This is a genomic window from Winogradskyella sp. ECml5-4, assembly GCF_036903175.1.
GTDB classification, from domain to species: Bacteria; Bacteroidota; Bacteroidia; order Flavobacteriales; family Flavobacteriaceae; genus Winogradskyella; species Winogradskyella damuponensis.
The window spans coordinates 20,690-40,749 of record NZ_JAYJLF010000002.1; the positions used below are offsets into that span (position 1 = coordinate 20,690).

13 protein-coding genes are annotated in these 20,060 nt (G+C 35.3%); all 13 read left to right on the forward strand.

Translation table 11 applies throughout. From position 1 onward, the window contains the following. The first annotated feature begins 10 nt into the window (after nucleotides 1-10). The 13 genes from VDP25_RS01800 (at nucleotide 11) to VDP25_RS01860 (ending at nucleotide 19,822) form a co-directional block, all read left to right on the forward strand. Nucleotides 11-1,894 carry a sulfatase gene (locus VDP25_RS01800; RefSeq protein WP_334466122.1) on the forward strand — a complete coding sequence of 628 codons (1,884 nt, stop codon included), beginning with the start codon at nucleotides 11-13 and terminating at the stop codon, nucleotides 1,892-1,894. Between the two features lie 191 nt (nucleotides 1,895-2,085). Then, the gene (locus VDP25_RS01805) at nucleotides 2,086-3,258 is read left to right on the forward strand and encodes a DUF6786 family protein (RefSeq protein WP_334466124.1); all 1,173 of its coding nucleotides are present in this window, start codon (nucleotides 2,086-2,088) and stop codon (nucleotides 3,256-3,258) included. Nucleotides 3,259-3,260: 2 nt separating this feature from the next. Then, nucleotides 3,261-5,141: an alpha-L-fucosidase gene (locus tag VDP25_RS01810; protein ID WP_334466125.1), complete on the forward strand. Its 1,881-nt coding sequence runs from the start codon at nucleotides 3,261-3,263 to the stop codon at nucleotides 5,139-5,141. Further along, nucleotides 5,131-6,738, forward strand: coding sequence for a sulfatase family protein (locus tag VDP25_RS01815; RefSeq protein WP_334466126.1), 1,608 nt, complete (start codon nucleotides 5,131-5,133; stop codon nucleotides 6,736-6,738). The genes VDP25_RS01810 and VDP25_RS01815 overlap by 11 nt, the downstream gene beginning before the upstream one ends. 7 nt (nucleotides 6,739-6,745) lie before the next feature. Continuing rightward, nucleotides 6,746-8,179, forward strand: coding sequence for a sulfatase-like hydrolase/transferase (locus VDP25_RS01820; RefSeq protein WP_334466128.1), 1,434 nt, complete (start codon nucleotides 6,746-6,748; stop codon nucleotides 8,177-8,179). A gap of 9 nt (nucleotides 8,180-8,188) precedes the next feature. Next, nucleotides 8,189-9,319, forward strand: coding sequence for an alpha/beta hydrolase (locus tag VDP25_RS01825; RefSeq protein WP_334466131.1), 1,131 nt, complete (start codon nucleotides 8,189-8,191; stop codon nucleotides 9,317-9,319). A 56-nt stretch (nucleotides 9,320-9,375) separates the two neighbouring features. Continuing rightward, the gene (locus VDP25_RS01830) at nucleotides 9,376-10,878 is read left to right on the forward strand and encodes a sulfatase family protein (RefSeq protein WP_334466134.1); all 1,503 of its coding nucleotides are present in this window, start codon (nucleotides 9,376-9,378) and stop codon (nucleotides 10,876-10,878) included. Nucleotides 10,879-10,891: 13 nt separating this feature from the next. After that, nucleotides 10,892-12,088 carry a putative glycoside hydrolase gene (locus VDP25_RS01835; protein WP_334466136.1) on the forward strand — a complete coding sequence of 399 codons (1,197 nt, stop codon included), beginning with the start codon at nucleotides 10,892-10,894 and terminating at the stop codon, nucleotides 12,086-12,088. A 43-nt stretch (nucleotides 12,089-12,131) separates the two neighbouring features. Further along, nucleotides 12,132-12,965 (forward strand): alpha/beta hydrolase, encoded by an 834-nt coding sequence (locus tag VDP25_RS01840; RefSeq protein WP_334466138.1) that lies wholly within the window; start codon nucleotides 12,132-12,134, stop codon nucleotides 12,963-12,965. Nucleotides 12,966-13,128: 163 nt separating this feature from the next. After that, a complete protein-coding gene (locus tag VDP25_RS01845) occupies nucleotides 13,129-15,447 on the forward strand; it encodes a glycosyl hydrolase family 95 catalytic domain-containing protein (RefSeq protein WP_334466139.1) in 2,319 nt (772 codons plus the stop codon). A gap of 7 nt (nucleotides 15,448-15,454) precedes the next feature. Beyond that, entirely contained in the window at nucleotides 15,455-16,975 is a 1,521-nt protein-coding gene (locus VDP25_RS01850; protein ID WP_334466141.1) for a sulfatase-like hydrolase/transferase, read from the forward strand. A gap of 26 nt (nucleotides 16,976-17,001) precedes the next feature. Continuing rightward, nucleotides 17,002-17,850, forward strand: coding sequence for a histidine phosphatase family protein (locus VDP25_RS01855; protein WP_334466144.1), 849 nt, complete (start codon nucleotides 17,002-17,004; stop codon nucleotides 17,848-17,850). Between the two features lie 316 nt (nucleotides 17,851-18,166). After that, nucleotides 18,167-19,822, forward strand: a complete 1,656-nt coding sequence (locus VDP25_RS01860; RefSeq protein ID WP_334466147.1) for a hypothetical protein — start codon at nucleotides 18,167-18,169, stop codon at nucleotides 19,820-19,822. Nucleotides 19,823-20,060: the final 238 nt, after the last annotated feature.

Below are 20,060 nucleotides of genomic sequence, written 5' to 3' on the forward strand. Positions count from 1 at the left end.
AACCTATATCATGAAACATAAAAGAACATTATTAGCCATTGTATTATTGGCATTTTCTTTCTCTAACTATGGTAATAGTCAGAAAAAATCTGATGTAATAAAACCTAATGTCATTATATTTTACGCTGATGATTTAGGCTGGCAAGACGTAGAATTAAACGATTTAGACGAACCTTGTGCTTGGGATACCCCAAATATTAAAGCATTAGCAAAAGATGCCATTAACTTCACAAATGGCTATTCTCCTGCACCTACTTGTGCACCTTCAAGAGCTGCGCTATTAAGTGGATTACATCCTGCCAAAACAGGAATAACGAATGTAACTGGAGGAAAAGTTCCTAAAGCAGATAAATCTTCAAAATATATTAGCCCTTATTTTCCTGAAGGATTAATGCCAGAACACTTCACCATCGCTGAAGCTTTGAAAATGAATGGCTATAAAACAGGACACGTTGGAAAATGGCATGCAGGACACCTTCAGATTCAAAAATCAACCAATCAAGGTTTTGATTTTGCACACGAATCTCGTGGTGCACATCAAGGACCAAAGGGTGCGAATAACAGAGTGAATTATTTTGCAACGCACGACAAAGGTGATAAATACCGTTTGAGCGAAGAAAAATACTTTCCTTTTACAGAAGCATCTCCTAATGGTATTTCATATCCAACGGACGCCGTGACCGAAAACGCACTTCAATTCATTGAAAACAATAAGGAAGAACCTTTCTTTTTATACCTAGCTCATTGGATGGTACATTACCCCATTCACACTAAGAACCGTGAATTATTACAGTACTATTGCGATAAATTAGGCATGGACTTCCCTACAGAAGATGTACCAATGACTGCAAAAGGGCAAAACAACCCTTATTTCGGAGCCATGGTAACAACTTTAGATTGGAGCTTAGGACGTGTAGTCGATTTATTAAAGAAAACAGACGACCCTAGAAATCCGGGTAAAAAATTATACGAGACTACTTACATTATTTTTTCATCGGATAATGGAGGTGCAGAACAACGCAGAACAGAAATAATGTCTGATAATGCGCCTTTAGATAAGGGTAAAAAATATACGGAAGAAGGCGGCATTAGAGTGCCAATGCTTATATCAGGACCAAATATTCCAAAAGGAGAAACAAAAGATGTTTTAATCAATCAGTTAGATTATTATCCTACAATTTTAAGCCTTACCAATAGTAAAATACCTTCTAAATATAGTTCTGATTTAGATGGGTTAGATATTTCAAATGTCTTATTAAAGAATGAAAAGGAAGTCTTAAATAAAGATGGAAAACCTAGAGAAGATTTATGGTGGCACTATCCTTATGGTGACGAGACTAAAAACCAGTCCGCTATAAGATCTGGAGACTATAAATTGTACAAAAACTTTATAACAGGTAATTATGTGTTGCATCGTTTATATAAAGATGGAAAACGACATGATTTAGAAGAAAAGTTCGATATCGCTAAACAAGAACCAGAAATCACTAAAGCGCTTGCTGAAAAATTAGAAAAATATCTTAAAGATTACGATGCTAAATTGCCTTATAAAGAGCCTTCAAAATTTAAAAATGAAGAAGATGTAGCTGCTATTCCAGTTATCACTAAAGATGTTTTTGATGCTGCATCTCGTAAAGTTGCCATTACTTTAGAAAAAGGAAACTCTAATGTAGTTGAAAGTTATGCACTTGTAAAAATATCAGATAAGGCTAAAGCAAGAAAAAAAGGCAAGAAAAGTAAAGTGAAATCTACGTATATAAGAATACCTGTAGACGCTGGAAAAAATAATTTAGAATACACGTTTACGGTTCCTAAAGAAGCCATAGAATATGGTATCATCCTAATTGATGAAAATCGTTTTATGGTAAAAGGTGAGTTTCATAAAGTTAAATAAAGTAAGTGTTGAAGATAATAATGGGAATCATGAAAAATAGTGTTAAGCTGTGGCTTGTGCTTCCTGTTTTCTTTTATAATCAATGCCTATAACAGTAGGCAAACATCTTATTTATAAAGTATCAAAGAAAAGCACCTAATAATTAAAACGTTTTCCAATCCTACATACCTATTCTAGCGACGACTAACACTATGAAAAAAGCAAACGAATTTTCTAAAGATCTTAACTTTCTAAAAGCGCATACCAACATCATTGTGTTACAAGAAGGCGAAAGTGCATTAGCTATTGCACCACAATTTCAAGGTCGTATAATGACTAGTACAACCAACGTATCAGAAGGCGCTAGCTTTGGGTGGATTAACAAAAAGGTCATTGAAGCTGGTTTTCTTACGGAAGAAGAACGTAAAGGGCGCTTAGAAAATCAGATTTATGTATTTGGAGGCGAAGAACGCTTTTGGTTAGGTCCTGAAGGTGGACAGTTTTCACTCTTTTTTAAGCCAGAAGACGATTTTGAATTCTCAAATTGGAAAACACCTGCTGTTATAGATACAGAGGCTTTTACGTTGGTTTCTCATACAGATCATTCAGCGACGTTTGAACACCATTGCGAACTTATAAATAAAAGTGGAACCATTTTTAAAATGGGTATTGGACGTTCCATTTCTATTTTAAATAAAGCATCCATTGAAAACAGTCTTAGAATACAGTTTTCCGAAAACATTGAGTTTGTAGGCTATCAAACCCATAATCAAATTACAAATATTGGTAATCAACCATGGATACCTGAGACGGGTTTGCCTTCTATATGGATTTTAGGAATGTATAAGCCATCACCAGAAACCATTATGGTTATCCCTTTTAAAGCTGGTGAAGAAACCGCTTTAGGACAAAAAGTAAATGACACCTATTTTGGTAAGGTGCCTAACGACTATTTAGAAGTTAAAAACGATGTTTTATTCTTTAAAGGTGATGGCACAAAACGCAGTAAAATTGGAGTTAACTCAAAACGCGCAAAAGGTATTGCAGGAAGTTATGATGCCATAGGAAAAGTTTTGACTTTGGTGACTTATAATGCACAAGAAGCACCACATGGTTATGTTAATTCGGCATGGGAATACCAAGAAGAACCTTATGCAGGCGATCTTATAAATGCCTATAATGACGGATCACCAGAACCAGGCGTTCCGCCAATGGGACCATTTTATGAGTTAGAAACCTCATCACCAGCAGCAGCCTTAAAACCGAATGAAACCATGGTGCATATTCAAACTACTATGCATTTAAAAGGCGATGAACACGAATTAAATACCATTGCAAAAGCCTCTTTAGGTGTAAGCTTAAACGATATTATAGAATCGTTATAATCATGAAGCGATTAAAAATCCATACCGCAATTATTTGTTCACTATTTATAGCCTTAATAGTGGTGCAATATAGCTGTACAACAAAAGAAAAAGCTAATGCATCTCAAAATGAGAGTTTCAACCAAACTGATAATTGGGTGGTTTTAGACCAAACAGATGCAGACCAAGACGGAACTACGTTTTCTTGGAATTTTAATGTGAAACAACCGTCTGATTATGTCCTTCAAATGGTTTCAACTGAAGCATCCTTTAAAAATAAAGAAGCTGTAAAAATAAAAATAGGCGAACAAGCATTTGAGGCATCCTTGTTGAAAAACTATAGTATCAATTCGAATGACATAGTTTCAGAATTCAAACATAAAATTCCATTAAAAAATACAGATGCACAAAAACTTTCTATAACGACTGATGCCGATTTTAATAGCCTAAGAGTCATTCCGTATTATAAAAAACCTATTGGTTCTGGTAAGTACCATCAAGAATGGTTAACCATGCACCAATCCAAGGAAAAACAAGATGCGCTACAACGGTTTAAAGAAGCCAAACTCGGCATGTTTATTCATTGGGGATTATATTCACAAGCAGGAGGTATTTGGAAAGGGACTAAAATTAACAATGCACCGCATCCAGGACCAAAAGTAGCGGAATGGTTAATGCATGCCTTTCAAATTCCTAGAGCGGAATATATAGCATTAGCCAAAACCTTTAATCCAGATAAATCCTTTGCGCAAAATGTGGTAAAATTGGCCAAGGATGTTGGTATGAAATACATCGTTATCACTTCAAAACATCATGATGGTTTTGCCTTGTTTGATTCAAAAAGTTCTGAATTTGATATGGTTGACGCCACGCCTTACAAAGCAGACATCATAAAAGAGCTTTACAATGCCTGTTTAGAAGAAGGTATAGATTTTGGTGTGTACTATTCTCATGGTAATGATTGGATGGATGGCACTGATGGGAATTACAAGAACATCAAAAAAGTAAACGATTCTTTAGGGATTTATACACACCCAACAGGTAAGAATTTATGGGATCCAAGTGAAAACACTCATGTATCATATCTTCAAAACAAAGCCTATCCACAAATAAGAGAACTATTAACCATGTTACCTGAACTACGTTTAATCTGGTTTGATGGCACAGGTTTTACTACGGAAGCACAAGCCTTTCAGTTTTATAAACTCGTTTATGATAGCAATCCAAACGTGTTAGTCAACCGAAGGGTTGGTTATGCCTTTGGAGATTATTTAGATGCAGGAGATAATAAGATCCCTTCGGCTTCAGAAAAATTAGAAAAATATTGGGAAACCTGTGGGACAACTAACAATTCTTGGGGTTATAAATCTTATGATGACGATTGGAAAAGCCCTAAAGAACTACTCTACTACTTTGTAGACATCCTATCTAAAGGTGGAAATTATTTATTGAATATTGGTCCTGATGGAAAAGGACACGTACCCGAAACTAGTGCAGAAAACCTACGTGAGATGGGAAAATGGATTCATAAAAATGCAGATGCAGTCTATGGAACATCGCGTTGGAAAACACCAAACGAAGGTCAAGAGGAAACCTTATTAGATGGTACAGGTCATAGAGCGGCTAAAGGTTTTAAAAGAGATTTCACGTCTAAAGATTTTTGGTTCACAACTAAAGAAAATAAAGTTTACGCTATTTCACTCACTAATACAGAAGGAGATATTCTAATAAAATCGCTAAAAAAAGATGAAGGAGAAATTGAAGAGGTAAAACTATTAGGAAGCGAAAAATCCCTTAGTTGGGATCAAAATGAAAACGGCTTACAAACTACAGTAACAGATATCCCTAAAGATGCCTTAGGTTATGTTATTGAAGTGACTTTAAAACACAATTATGAAAACTAAAACCATTCAAATTCTTGTTATCAGTGGCCTGTTATTGGCATCATTATTTGTACTCACAAGTTTTGACCATAACAAGCCAACAGAACAACCTAAACCTAAACAACCAAACATTATTTATATTTTGGCGGATGATTTAGGTATTGGTGATTTAAGCATTTATAATGAAAACAGTAAAATTCAGACTCCTCATTTAGATCAAATGGCTAAAGAAGGCATGCGATTTACCGATGCGCATACCTCTTCTGCGGTATGTACTCCAACACGCTACGGCATTTTAACCGGACGTTACAATTGGCGCACACCATTAAAAGAATTTGTGACTTGGGGAAACTCGCCGAGTTTAATTCAGAAAGGCAGATTAACAGTTGCACAAATGCTAAAAGATAAGGGTTATAAAACAGCAAACATTGGTAAATGGCATTTAGGCTTAAACTGGACCATGAAAAACAACAGCCCAGAGTTTGATCATTTTTCAGACAAATCAGATCGTTTAAATTTCAAGGAAATTGATTATAGTCAGCCCTTAAAATTTGGACCAAATGATATGGGATTTGATTATTCCTTTATGATTTCAGCATCCTTAAACATGCCGCCTTTTGTCTATATCGAAAATAATAAGGCAACCATGGTACCAACAGGCATTTCCGCTCAAACAAAAAAACAATCACCATATGCCACTTGGATAAGAGGAGACATTGCAGACGATTTTAAACATGAAGACGTCCTACCAAACGTCGTAAATAAATCGATTTCATTCATTAAGGAAAACGCCAATAAAGACCAACCGTTTTTTATGTACATTCCCTTACCTTCTCCTCACAATCCAGTATTACCAATTGCACCATGGAAAGGGCAAAGTGAAATCAAAAGTCCTTATGCCGATTTTGTAATCATGATTGATGATTTAATGGGCACTATTTTTGAAACGCTAAAAGCACAAGGCATCGACGAAAACACAATAGTTGTTTTTGCAAGTGATAATGGTTTTGCAACTACCAACGATTTAAAAACCTTAAGAAAAGAAAAACACAGTCCAAGTTACGTGTATAGTGGCTACAAAGGAAGTTATTTAGAAGGTGGTCATCGCGTTCCATTTTTAGTAAAATGGCCAGATAAAATTAAACCAAATTCAGTTTCTGATGTCACAATATGTACAACAGACTTTATCGCAACATGTGCAGATATTATAGGTTATGATTTTAAGGATAATGAAGCTGAAGATAGTTTTAGCATGATGCCTTTATTAACCAATGAAGGCACCTATTTAAGAGATGCTACTATTCATCATGACAAATACGGTGTTTTCGCTATTAGAAAAGGAGACTGGAAATTAATTGTATCGCCAAACTCAGGTATTATGGCGTCTGGAGAAACAAAAAAACACAAAGGTGTTTCAGCTGAAGAAATTCTATACAATTTAAAAAAGGACGTTAAAGAGAAGAATAATGTTGCAGAGCAATTCCCGGAAAAGGTTAAAGAATTAAAAGATATATTAATTCAACAAATAAAGGACGGCAGAAGTACACCTGGAAAAATTCAAGAAAACGATGCTATTCCTGGTGAATGGCCTCAAGCAAATTTTGCGTTTAAAGACTAATTTAAAAATGAAAAATAGCCTAACATTTTTTGTATTACTCTTTGGTCTCAATATATATGCTCAGAATGAAAAGCCGAATATTTTATTCATTTTTTCAGACGATCAAACTTTTGAAACCATAGGCGCAAACGGACAAACCATTGTAGAAACACCCAATTTAGATAAGTTAACCAAAAGCGGTACAACGTTTACACATGCTTACAATCAAGGTTCTTGGGCAGGAGCTGTATGTATTGCGAGTAGATCTATGATCATTAGTGGTGCTAGTGTTTGGAATGCGCAAAACACCATTAAAGATATTAAAGCTAGAAAGAAACGTTCTTGGCCAGAATTGATGCAAGAAGCCGGTTATACCACCTATATGAGCGGAAAATGGCATGTGCCAATTCCCGTAAACTCGGTGTTTAATGTCGTTAAAAATGTTAGAGCTGGAATGCCTAAAAGTGTTAAAACAGCGTATAACAGACCCATTGAAGGCGAAGATTTAGACACAGCTTGGTTACCATGGGATACAAAAAACGGTGGTTTTTGGCAAGGTGGAACACATTGGAGTGAAGTTTTAGCCGATGATGGTGTTGCATTTCTCGAAAATGCCAAACAAGACGACAAGCCTTTTTTTATGTACTTGGCTTTTAATGCACCACACGATCCAAGACAAGCACCGAAAGAATATATAGATAAGTATGCTTTAGATAGCATCAAACTTCCTGAAAATTATCAAGATTTTTATCCAGATATGGGAGAAAATGCCGTACCTAAAATTAGAGATGAACGATTAGCGCCATTCCCTAGAACTCCTTATGCTATAAAAGTACACCGACAAGAATATTATGCCAGTATTACACACATGGATGCACAAATCGGTCGCATTTTAGAGGCGCTTGAAGCATCAGGAAAAGCAGAAAGCACCATTATTATTTTCACATCAGATCATGGTTTGGCTGTTGGACATCATGGCTTAGTTGGTAAACAAAATATGTATGAGCATTCTGTTCGTGCGCCGTTTATTATTTCCGGACCAGGTATAAAAGCAGATCATAAAATAGAGACGCCTATTTATCTTCAAGATGCGATGGCAACGTCTTTAGAGCTAGCGTCAATTACAAAACCAGAATATGTCACCTTTCAAAGTGTACTTCCATTACTTAAAAATGATAAGAACAACCCTTATGAAAGTATTTATAGTGCTTATTTGGGAACACAACGCATGCTTATTAAAGAGCATTTGAAATTAATTGTTTACCCAAAAATTAAAAAGAAAAAACTGTTCAACCTTTTAGAGGATGAATTTGAAATGAATGATTTGGCAAACAACCCAGAATACAGCAACAAAGTAATTGAAATGACGCATTTATTAGAGGTTGAAATGGATAAAAACAATGATCCCATGACCTCTTTAGATGCTGCAGATTATTCGGTATCTAAAAAAACAAAACACTAACAAAGAACGATGAAAGTAAGATTGAAGATTGTATTAGCAGTATCATTTGTGATTTTATTTTATATAATTGGAAGTTCCCAAACCGATGATCAATCAAACGGAGCATATCGTGAGATGTACATCAAAAAAAATTGGGCTAAATTAGATACAAACAAGGATGGTCAATTTTCAGAACATGAAAACAAACGTAGATGGAAACCATTAAAACGATTGGATAAGAATGCCGACAATCAGGTGAGTTATGAAGAATTCTCAGCACTTCAAATCCCCTATTTAAACACAGGAGGTGAAAGAAAATTGAACGTTTTATACAAACAAACCAAAGAAGAAAATTTATATCTTGATATTTACTATCCAAAAGACAGAAAAGTAGATCAAAAGTTACCTGTAGTCATTTACACACATGGTGGCGGTTGGACTGCAGGAAGCAGACATGGTGCGGCCAATGCGTCTTTTAATACGGTGCATACAGCGCTTTTAGAAAAAGGCTTTTGCGTGGTATCTGTAAGTTATAGACTATGGGAAAACGGAGGAGAAACATCTATGAGAGATTGCGTAATAGATAGTAAAGATGCCATGCGTTATCTATCTAAACATAATGAGACATTAGGAATAGATCCCAATCGACTTTTCTCTTTTGGGGATTCTGCTGGAGGTCAAATAGCTCAAATGCTACTATTAAGTGCGCCAGAAACGCTAATTGGCGATCCTAGTTTAGCGTCATACACCTATAAAATGGTCGCTGGAGTATCTTGGTACGGTCCTTGCGATTTCGAAGATATAAGTTTGTTTAATCATGATGATAGTTCGGTTTCAAAAGATAGATTTGGTCTTAGAATAACAAAACCAAACACCAAACCAAAGGAAAAACTAGCGCTTTATAGAGAAATGAGTCCTATTAATTATTTACATAAAAACAGCGCTCCGCTATTAATGATTCAAGGCGACAAAGACACCACAATACCTGTAAAGCATGCCTATTACATGAAAGAAAAAGCAACTCAAATTGGAGCACCTGTAACAACAGTCATCGTTAAAAATGCAGGTCATAATTGGCGAAAAGTAGGTGCAGATATTAACCCAACACGAGAAGACATAATTAATACAACTGTAGATTATTTCATCTCTCATTTAAAATAAACGGAATACTATTTAGATCATAATTCAATTAAAAACGACACTAATACATTAATAAAATGAACAAATTAAAAATAAACACGACCTGCCTAGTCTTAATATGTCTTGGCCTGTTTACATGGTCGTCTAGCGCTCAAAAAAAATCTAAAAAACCTAATATAGTTTTTATTGTATGTGATGATTTAGGCTATGGTGATGTACAAAGTTTAGCACCAGAAACGAGTAAAATAAAAACACCTCACATCGATCAACTGACTAAAGAAGGCATGACATTTACAGATGCCCATTCTGGCTCTGCAGTATGTACACCAACACGTTATGGTATTATGACAGGACGTTATAGTTGGCGTTCAAAACTACAAAGTGGAGTTGTTCAAGGCTTTGCCCCTAACCTAATTGCAGAAGACCGTCCAACAATTGCGAATTTCCTTAAAGACCAAGGCTATCATACGGCAATTATAGGAAAATGGCATCTTAACTTTCAGTATGTAGATTCGATTTCAAATACACCTATCGCTAAAAAATCTAAAAAACACTTACCTCCTATTGGATCTACCATACCTGATGGTCCTATACATCGTGGTTTTGATTATTATCATGGATTCCACCATGCTAAAGACATGAAAGCGGTGATTGTAAATGATAAAGTTGTGCTTTATGATGATGAAATTAACATGCTACCACGATTAACAAATCAATCTGTAAAATACATAACTGATCAGGCAAAGAATAAAGACGGAAAACCATTTTTCTTATATGTGCCTTTAGGGTCTCCACATACACCTATAGTACCTTCAAAAGAATGGCAAGGTAAAAGTGGACTTGGAGATTATGCCGATTTTGTAATGCAAACAGATGCCACTGTGGGTGCTATAACTGAAGCGCTAAAAGCAAATGGATTATCTGAAAACACATTGGTTATATTCACCAGCGATAACGGTACGTCTAAAGCGGCAAATATAGAAGGACTTGCTGAAAAAGGTCATATCGTAAGCGCAGGCTATCGTGGTTCAAAGTCCGATTTATGGGACGGAGGTCATCGTGTGCCTTTTATTGTAAAATGGCCGAATGAGGTTAAACCTAACTCTACAAGTGATGAGTTAATTTGTTTGACGGATATTTATGCTACATTTTCTGAAATTACTAATATGGCTGTTCCTAGTAAAAGTGGAGAAGACAGTGTCAGTATCTTACCTGCTTTACATGGCGAAGACATCAATAGCACGCGAGCTGGAGTCATACACCATTCCATTAGTGGTCATTTTGCTTATCGCTTAGGAAAATGGAAATTGTTACTCGCTAAAGGATCTGGAGGTTGGTCGTCGCCAAGAGAAAGAGAAGCTTCAGACATGCCTATTGCACAACTCTATGACATGGAAAATGATCCTGCCGAAACTGAAAATTTATATGAAAAACGTCCTGAAATTGCAGAACAACTTTTAAAGCAATTAGAATTAGATATTAAAACAGGAAGAAGTACCAAGGGCGAATTTGCTGAAAATGATGTGGATAAAATTGTGCTTTGGAAAACAAAACCGAAACGTAAAAAATCTAAGAATTAACCATCCTATTTTCATGAAATTTAGTCTTTCTATTATTAGTGTATTCTCTACTATTCTATTGTTTTGTTCTTGTAAAACCCCTCAAATCCCTTATAAAATAAGTGACGGTAATACTTTTGAAACAAAATCATTTTATCCGAAATTTAGTTGGGAAACTACACCAATGTATTATATGTTTGGGGATCCAAAACGCGTTTTACATCCAGAAGAAGTCGAATTTATTGCAGAACGAACAGACTTTATTTGTATTGAAAAATCACATGGTCATGGGGATTTAGGAGCTGCAGAGTTAGGCGCAAAACATGAAGTTGCAGCCTTTAAAAAGGTAAAGCCAGATATGAAAGTGCTTTTTTATTTTAATTCGGCTTATGCCTGGCCTTTCACTTCTTACAACAAGAATTTCACGAAAGAAAACATTAACAACTACCCAGAACTAAAGGCCTTCTTAATAGAAAACCCTGAAACCAAAGTCTTAGAAGAGCGAAAAAATGTTTTTTATTTTGATGTTTTAAATCCAGATTTTCGGGAATGGTGGGTAAATACTGTAGCTGAAGGTGTTCAATTTTCTGGCGCCGATGGTGCGTTTATAGATCAAATGCATGGTTTTTCATGGTTACGTCACGATAAAGCTCAAGACGTTCAAAAAGCTATGGGAACTATGATGAAAGCTCTAAAAGAAAAACTAGGCCCTGATAAAATAGTACTCGGTAACAATGCAAATGCTAAATTGGCACAATACGTTTTCCCGTCTATAGATGTCAATATGTTTGAACATTATGGTGATAAGATGTTAACCAAAGAAAAACTGCTTGCAGATTGGGAGGACATGCTTAAAATTTCTAAAGCTGGAAAAATGTCAATATTTAGAATTGGTGTCGAATACGATAGTATAGCGATCGCCAATCCTTCATATTATAAAGGTAAAAAGAGAAATGAACGTTTTGCAAAACTCTCTAAAGAGAAATTAGAATATTATCACGCTTGTTATTTAATAGGTGCGCAACCCTATTCTTATTTTCAATATGGTTGGGGTTGGCAATTGGCGCATGGCTCTTTAATGGAATATCCAGAATTGCAAAAACCATTAGGTGCTCCTAAAGGTGCATATCATAGAACCTCAACGACAGGTTGGGAGTTTACGCGCGAATACGAACATGCTTCCGTTTGGGTGAATACCGAAACTAAAGAAGCTAAGATCACATGGCATTAAAAATGCCCTTGAATGAAACTTTCAAGCCTTTACTTTACTTTTTATGACGTGTATTAAAATACTTCTTACGACATTCTTAATCGCTTTTTCATTTATAGTAAAAGGTCAAGTTAATTTTGTCCCAGACAGTACTTTAATCTACAAAACCACAGCGCAAGGCAACTTAAACATGCATGTTTTTAAACCTTCAAATTACAAAGCTTCAGACCAACGGCCTGTAATAGTTTTCTTTTTTGGAGGCGGTTGGGTTGGCGGTCACCCAAAGCAATTTTACCAACAAGCAAGATATTTTTCAGATCATGGCTTTCTAGCTATCTCTGCGGCATACAGGGTTCATGGCAAACACAAAGCTTCGCCTTTTGAATGTATTAAAGATGGTAAATCCGCTATACGCTTTTTAAGAGCTCATGCTGATAAATTGGGAATTGATCCCAATAAAATTATAGCTTCTGGCGCCTCTGCAGGTGGACATGTAGCAGCATGTATTGGTGTTATTAAAGGTTTTGACGAAGCAGATGAAGATTTAAAAATTAGTTCTATTCCAAATGCCATGATTCTTTTCAACCCAGTCATTGATACAACAGAAAAAGGTTATGGTATAGAAAAAGTAGGAAAAGATAGGAAAACAGAAATTTCACCAACATTAATATTCCATGGAACCGCAGACCAAAGCGTTCCTTTTGAAAACGTAGAACGCTTTACCAAATTAATGACTGAAATGGGAAATACATGCGAATTAATTCCTTTTGAAGGTAAAGGTCATGGCTTTTTTAACAGCTCTTATTTTCGCAAAAGAAAAACCGATGACATTTTTAATAACACCATGAATTTATCTATAGAATTTCTTAAAAAACACAATTTCAAAGCTGTAGAATAAACAATGCTTATATTCAGCAATCATTTGAACGAATAGAGAAAACACCTTATAAGGTAGTATTCTATCTTTATATTTAATATTATATACCTTAATAATGAACTTATATAGACTAATTAAATCGCCGTTATCGTATTTGTTATTTATGTTTTGCTTCACGCAGCTAATGCATGGACAAAATGTCGATTTTAAAGTCGATTACGAATCCTTTTTATCCAAACATGATATGCTTTGGGATATTGTTCCAGACAAATGGCAAACCGCACCTTATTCAGGAAATGGAAATGTTGGTTTTTTATTGTATCAAAGTCCAGAAGAAAAAGACAACGTGATTTCGTTGCATATTGGTAGACATGATTATTACGACCATAGAGAAGCAGAAACTAAAGCTGATGAAATGCTTTGGATTAAACGAAGCAGATTACCATTGGGGCATTTTAAGTTGAAATCTAAAGGAAAGATTACAGGTATTGACATGCGTTTAGATTTATGGAATGCCGAATTAACAGGTACTATAAAAACGTCTAAAGGAAGTTATAAAATAAAAGGCCTTACGCATAGCGCCAATGATATCATCTATTTTGAAACCAATACAAAAGATGAAACGGTAGAAATTACTTGGCATGCCGAAGAACCTATTCCGCCAGTTTATGAAGTATTAAAAAGCGGAGGCGGTCCAAAAGGTGGCACTTGGGATAAAATGAGAGCGGTAACTTTAGAAATGGCACCCAAACCAACATTTAGTGAGAAAAATGGCTACAATTTCTGCTACCAACCTTTATACGATAATAGAGGTGAAACCACTACAGGTTGGAAAATAACAGGAGATGCTTCCGGAAAACAACAATTAATAACTAGTGTACATCATAGTTTCCCTGAGCACAATTCATTAGAAATTGTGACTAACAATTTAGAAGCAGCTGAAGTACTTTTTAAAGACAACAACTTTATATCTACCCATCAAAAATGGTGGCACGAATATTACCCATTAAGTTTCGTAACCATCAATGATGCTGAAAAAGAGTCGTTCTATTGGATACAAATGTATAAACTAGGTTCTGCGTCTAGAGGCAACGGTCCGATTTTAGATTTAATGGGACCTTGGTACAACAGAACATTTTGGCCAATGGTTTGGGGTGATTTAAATGTGCAACTCATCTATTGGACACATTTAACCGCAAATAGAATGTCTATTGGAGAATCCTTACCCAACAACATTGATAAATATGCAAAAAACCTTGAAGACAATGTGCCTAAGCATTGGAAAAATAGTGCTGCTGTTGCCGCTTTAATGCCACAAGACCTTATTGCTTACAACGGTTCAAAAGTGCCAGATATGTTAGCATGGATTTTAAATGATTATTGGTTGCATCTTCAATTTTCAGGTGATGATAGTCGTATGCGAGATAAACTATTTCCGATTTTAAAAAAGACGGTGAATAGTTACCTAAATTATATCAAAGAAAATCCTGTAGATGCCGAAGACGGCAAAATTCATATTAAATACAGTTGGTCACCAGAATACAAACCTGGTCGTGGTCAAGATATTAATTTCACATTAGCTTTAATACGCTGGAGTTGCCAAACCCTTATCGATATTGATGAAAAGCACCACATAAACGATCCGCTTAAAAAAGAATGGCAACATGTATTAGATAATTTAGTGGATTTTCAAATTGATGACAATGGTCTTATGGTCGGAAAAGATAGACCTTTTGCCAATCCACATAGACATTATTCACATCTACTTGCTTTTTATCCTTTAATGGTGATTACACCTGAAAAAGAAGAAGACAAAAAACTACTACGCACGTCTTTAGACCATTGGTTAGATGTTACGTTTAATAGTGGCAAAAAAATTAAAGCCATGCCAGTAACAGGTTATACGGCAACTGGAGCGTCTTCCATGTATGCTCATTTAGGCGATGCCGAAAAAGCCTATTATTATCTCGATTTCTTAATTAAGCATAAAAATATTTCATCAACTACCATGTATTCCGAAGGAAAAATCAATCCAGTGATTGAAAGTCCCCTATCCTTTGCCACTAGCGTACACGATATGATGTTGCAAAGTTGGGGCGGAAAAATCCGCGTATTTCCTGCAAGTCCGAAAAAATGGAAAGACGTGGCGTTTCACGATTTTAGAACACAAGGTGCTTTTTTAGTGAGTGCTAAAAAGATTGACGGAAACACAGAATTTGTATCTGTAAAAAGTCTGAAAGGCAATACATGTATCATTCAAGTTGATTTTGAAAATCCACAATTTTATATCGATGGAAAGTCTATTTCTGTAAATAAATCAGCAGATGGTTCTTACAAAGTTGATTTAAAGCAAAACGAATCGGTTATCATTACATCTAAGTCTTTAAAGAAAACAGATTTAAGTATAAAAGAATTACCAAAATCGGAAGCAGAGCAAAATTTATTCGGTTATGGTGAGAAAACAAAACGACTACCAGGTCACGACTATTACAGTTCTTATTAAAAAACACATGAAAACACTATTCTACTGCCTATTTATACTTGCTTCATTTGCATCATGCACCGCACAAGAGCAAGAAAAGAAACCGAATATCATTTTCGTGTTTTCTGATGACCAAAGATTCAATTCGTTGAGTATGACAGGTGATCCTATTGCAGAAACACCAAACATCGACCAGTTAGCGAAAGAAGGAGTCTTTTTTAACAACGCGTATATTACCAGTCCTATTTGCGGACCAAGTAGAGCGAACATCTTTACAGCCCAATGGGAACGCAGAAATAAAATTGGCTTCACTAATGTTTCTAAACATGTAATTTCCGAAAAAACCTTCCAAAACAGTTGGCAAGCTCAATTAAGAAAAGCGGGATATTCTACGGCTTTTATTGGAAAACATCACACCAAGATTGGAGATAAAAAGGATACACCTTTAATCGAAAACACCGATTTCAGCTATTATGGCAATGGGCATTTAGGCTTTTATCCTGCAAAAAAACACCCACAGTTTGACAATCTAAAAAACAAAACTCAGGTTGAAGGTTTATTAGAAGCAACAAAAGCCTATTTATCGCAAGGTGATGATTACGATTACTTCTATGAGAATGCGGATCCTTCCATTAAAAATCAACTTAAAAAAAGAGATCCTAACAAGCCTTTTTCAGCATGGATTAATTTAAACCTTCCACATGCGTCTAGTATTGGTGGTATGGGTTCAAAGCCAGAAGATCCAGACTATTACAAAACAAAATATGACGATGTAAAACATAACATCGAGTTACCTGATGGCTATCCACAACCTATTAGTCTGCCTGAAGATGTGTATGCAACATCAGATTTGATGAAATATTATGTGACCTCTAATAAAGGAAAATTATTAAATGAAAAGCTAAAAATGGATCGTGCGGTGTATGCTATCGATCTCATGCTAGGCGATCTACGTGCCTATTTAAAAGAAATTGGCGAAGCAGACAATACCATTATCGTCTTTTGTTCAGACAACGGTTTGTTTTTAGGCGAACACGGTTTAGGAGGTAAAACTATTTTATATGATGAATCTGTCCATGTACCAATGATTGTGTATTCGCCATTTTTCAAGGATAAAACCAAAGGTAAAGTTGTTGAGGAATTGGTGGTTGGACAAGATATTCCAGCAACTATTTTAGAAATGTGCGGAGTAAAAGTACCTGAATCTTATCAAGGAAAAAGTATGCTACCATTAATTGATGGTAAAAATGAAAACTGGAGAGAAGACATCTTTTTAGAAAACTTATTTACAGACCAAGGCTACCCAAGACAAGAAGGCGTACGTAGTAAACAGTTTAAATACATTCGTTCGTTTAGTAAGGAAAACGACCGAAATAAATACATTCCGGAACACACCATTGAAACAAATGAACAACCCATTTACGAAGAGTTATTCGATATTATAAACGACCCAAAAGAACAGAACAACTTAGTTGGGAATAAAGATTACCTCGACATTTTAAATGCATACAGAGAACGCTGTAAAACTTTGGTATCGGAACTCAACTAATTTAATATTCAATAAAAATACACTCCATGAAAAAGCTATTACTATCATTTCCTATCGTCATGGGAATCTTGTTTTTTGGAATTCTACGTTCAGATAGCAATGTGAGTTCCATGGACCATAGTTCTAGCAATACTGAAGTTTTTCAAAAGAAAGATTCTACCAAATCAAAGCTTAGAATCTACTATATAAGACATGCTGAAGGTGGACACAATGTTAAAAAAGAATGGGGAATATATCCTGAAAGTGAATGGCCTGCTTATGTTGGTAACCATAGTGCCTTTACTCCTAAAGGAATTATGCAACAATCTAGAGTCTCTAAAAAATTAAATCGGTTTAATTTCGATTTTGTAGCCGTAAGTCCTGCGTGGCGTTGTAAAAATACAGTATTACCCTATTTAAAAGATTCAAAGATAAAGGCAGAGATTTGGCCAGAACTTGCAGAAATCTATGCCACCAACCTCATTGTTTCGCCAGATTTACCAGAACATACCTCAACTGAAAAAATACTTGGAGCAGGAGATGAAATAACACTACTTCCTGAAGAAGAACCTTACTTCACGTTACGCAATGATGGCACACACGAATTTAAGAAACTACGTTTTCCTAGAAATCATTCTGAAAGTGCAAAAGAAAATGCGATGGCTAAGGTGATTATAGATCGCGTTTTAGAATTAATTGAAGATCGCAGTGCATCACATAATACCATACTTCTTTCAGGTCATGGAAGCAGTGGAAAAGCCGTTCTAAGAATGCTTACCAATGATCCATTAAATGGTTTTCCTCAATTAACAAATACAGGAGTTTGGATGGTAGAACAACAAGATGATGGCACCTTTAAATTAAAGATGTTCAATGATGTTCCTTTTTCTGAATAATAGGGTTTGAAGTTGAATTTAAAATTAAGGATTCTTCAGAAAATGAATCAAAACCTATTATTGATAAAATAGTTGTTACGTTAGTAGACTAAGTTTAAGTATTTAGGTTGTATGATTTTTTTATTAAAAACTTAAGAAGTCCAAATCAAACCTTCTAAATATTGAATCAACTAAAGATCAAAACGCTATCTTAAGGCGCTATTTAACAACTAAACGTACTTATGCATAAAAAGAGCAAGCATTTGATAGAATAAAGAATCGTTTTTTCGCATAAGTATAAGATATTTGAAAACATATTAATACTAATTTAAACGTTATGAAAACTATCAAGTATATTTCAGCTATTCTCTTATTGTTTAGCATATCCTGTTCAAATGATCCAGACTATGACCCTGTAGTAATACCAGGAGGCTCAACTGAAGGTTCATTTGGTATGAATGAATTTGGTACAGTAGATTTCAAAACCGTAGAAGGTATAGAAATAGGTGTAGATACTTCAGTAGAATTAGAAGCTTTACACGGAGCACCAGAAGAGATAACTGCAGAAGCAGATGGTATAGTAAGATGGCAATATTTATCTGAAGGCATAGGGTTTGGCGTAAACACAACAACAGACATTATAGATAAAATATATTTATATTCTGACTTATACGAAGATTATACAACGAATTATCCACGTGTTCTTGAGGAAAATTTACAATATGCATTTGGAACATTAAAAGCGAAACACCCTACCCTTAAAATTAAAGACGCTGATGGAAATAGCTGGCCTTACACAGCAGAGACGCTTATAGAAGCAACTAATGGTGAAGTAAACGGTGTGTATGCTTTTAATTTCGATAACATTGGAAAGTTCATCTTTATTTCTGACAGTATAGATAATATGGAAGGATTTGTAGTACAAATCATATTAGAATCTGAAACTTATACTGGTGGAGGTGGTAATGATGATGGTAACCCAGCAATATTATTTGATGACGCAGGAGATAATAGTCAAACATTTAATGTAGGAAAAGAAGATGAAGATGATCTTAATCAAGATATCCTTACCGTGGGCGGTACAGGTATACTTGTTGAAAACAATAGCTTTATAGGGGTTGGTACTGAAGATGCTAGTGATGATGGTGCCACTGCAGTTTTTACTTTTGACTTAACTACAAATGCAACTACTGCATTTGATGCTACATTAAACTTAGAGCTAGCAAAAAGAGCAAAAGGTAGCGTTAGCGGAACAGTTTCTGTGACAGGTTATCCAGAGACACCTTTTTCTTATGCGGCTACTTCTACCGAGAATGGTGGTAGTGCTCCAGCTATCGATTTTGAATTCCCATCAACGATTTCATTGGTTTCAGGTACACCGCTTACTGTGACTATTACACTAGATGAGATGTTAACTGAAGGTAATACAACAAACCCAATCTTTAGGTTAGCAAAAGTAACTTTAGAGCGCGATTTTAGTAATCCAATCAACCCCAATAATATATCATTTGATATTGCGGGAGATAATAGTCAAACATTTAATGTAGGAAAGGAAGATGAAGACGATCTTAATCAGAGTATTATTACTTTAGGAGGTACAGGTGTACTAGTAGAAAACAATAACTTTATAGGTGTTACTAGTTCAAATTTTGATGATGATGATGCTACTGCAGTTTTTACTTTTGATATAACTACAGAGTCAGCTACTGCATTTGATGTTACTTTAAATTTAGAGTTAGCAAAAAGAGCAAAAGGTAGCGTTACAGGAACAGTTTCGGTAACAGGTTATGCAGATACACCTTTTTCTTATGCGGCTACTTCAACAGAGAATGGTGGTAGTGCTCCAGCTATCGATTTTGAATTCGCATCAACGATTTCACTTGTTTCAGGCACACCGCTTACTGTGACTATTACTCTGGATGAGATGTTAACTGAAGGTAATACAACCAACCCTATTTTTAGGTTGTCAAAAGTGATTATAGAGAGAGATTGATATTAGGTATTTAAAAACCGATGTTTACTATGCTACTATTGAAACTTTAATTGGTTTTGAAATCATAATAATCGGAAAAAATACGTTATAAAAAAAAGTCCTTGGTTAAATTTTTAACTAAGGACTTTTTTATTGGTTTAAAACAAATATCCTCATACGTTACAATTACAAACTTTATAGTAGTGTTGAAAAAGATACACTTAAGAATTAAATGATTTCAGATAACACTATAAAGTTT

Bases quoted from the DNA above. Each gene is read 5' to 3' on its own strand.
- VDP25_RS01800 (WP_334466122.1), top strand. From the start codon at position 11: ATGAAACATAAAAGAACATTATTAGCCATTGTATTATTGGCATTTTCT.
- VDP25_RS01805 (WP_334466124.1), top strand. From the start codon at position 2,086: ATGAAAAAAGCAAACGAATTTTCTAAAGATCTTAACTTTCTAAAAGCG.
- VDP25_RS01810 (WP_334466125.1), top strand. From the start codon at position 3,261: ATGAAGCGATTAAAAATCCATACCGCAATTATTTGTTCACTATTTATA.
- VDP25_RS01815 (WP_334466126.1), top strand. From the start codon at position 5,131: ATGAAAACTAAAACCATTCAAATTCTTGTTATCAGTGGCCTGTTATTG.
- VDP25_RS01820 (WP_334466128.1), top strand. From the start codon at position 6,746: ATGAAAAATAGCCTAACATTTTTTGTATTACTCTTTGGTCTCAATATA.
- VDP25_RS01825 (WP_334466131.1), top strand. From the start codon at position 8,189: ATGAAAGTAAGATTGAAGATTGTATTAGCAGTATCATTTGTGATTTTA.
- VDP25_RS01830 (WP_334466134.1), top strand. From the start codon at position 9,376: ATGAACAAATTAAAAATAAACACGACCTGCCTAGTCTTAATATGTCTT.
- VDP25_RS01835 (WP_334466136.1), top strand. From the start codon at position 10,892: ATGAAATTTAGTCTTTCTATTATTAGTGTATTCTCTACTATTCTATTG.
- VDP25_RS01840 (WP_334466138.1), top strand. From the start codon at position 12,132: ATGACGTGTATTAAAATACTTCTTACGACATTCTTAATCGCTTTTTCA.
- VDP25_RS01845 (WP_334466139.1), top strand. From the start codon at position 13,129: ATGCATGGACAAAATGTCGATTTTAAAGTCGATTACGAATCCTTTTTA.
- VDP25_RS01850 (WP_334466141.1), top strand. From the start codon at position 15,455: ATGAAAACACTATTCTACTGCCTATTTATACTTGCTTCATTTGCATCA.
- VDP25_RS01855 (WP_334466144.1), top strand. From the start codon at position 17,002: ATGAAAAAGCTATTACTATCATTTCCTATCGTCATGGGAATCTTGTTT.
- VDP25_RS01860 (WP_334466147.1), top strand. From the start codon at position 18,167: ATGAAAACTATCAAGTATATTTCAGCTATTCTCTTATTGTTTAGCATA.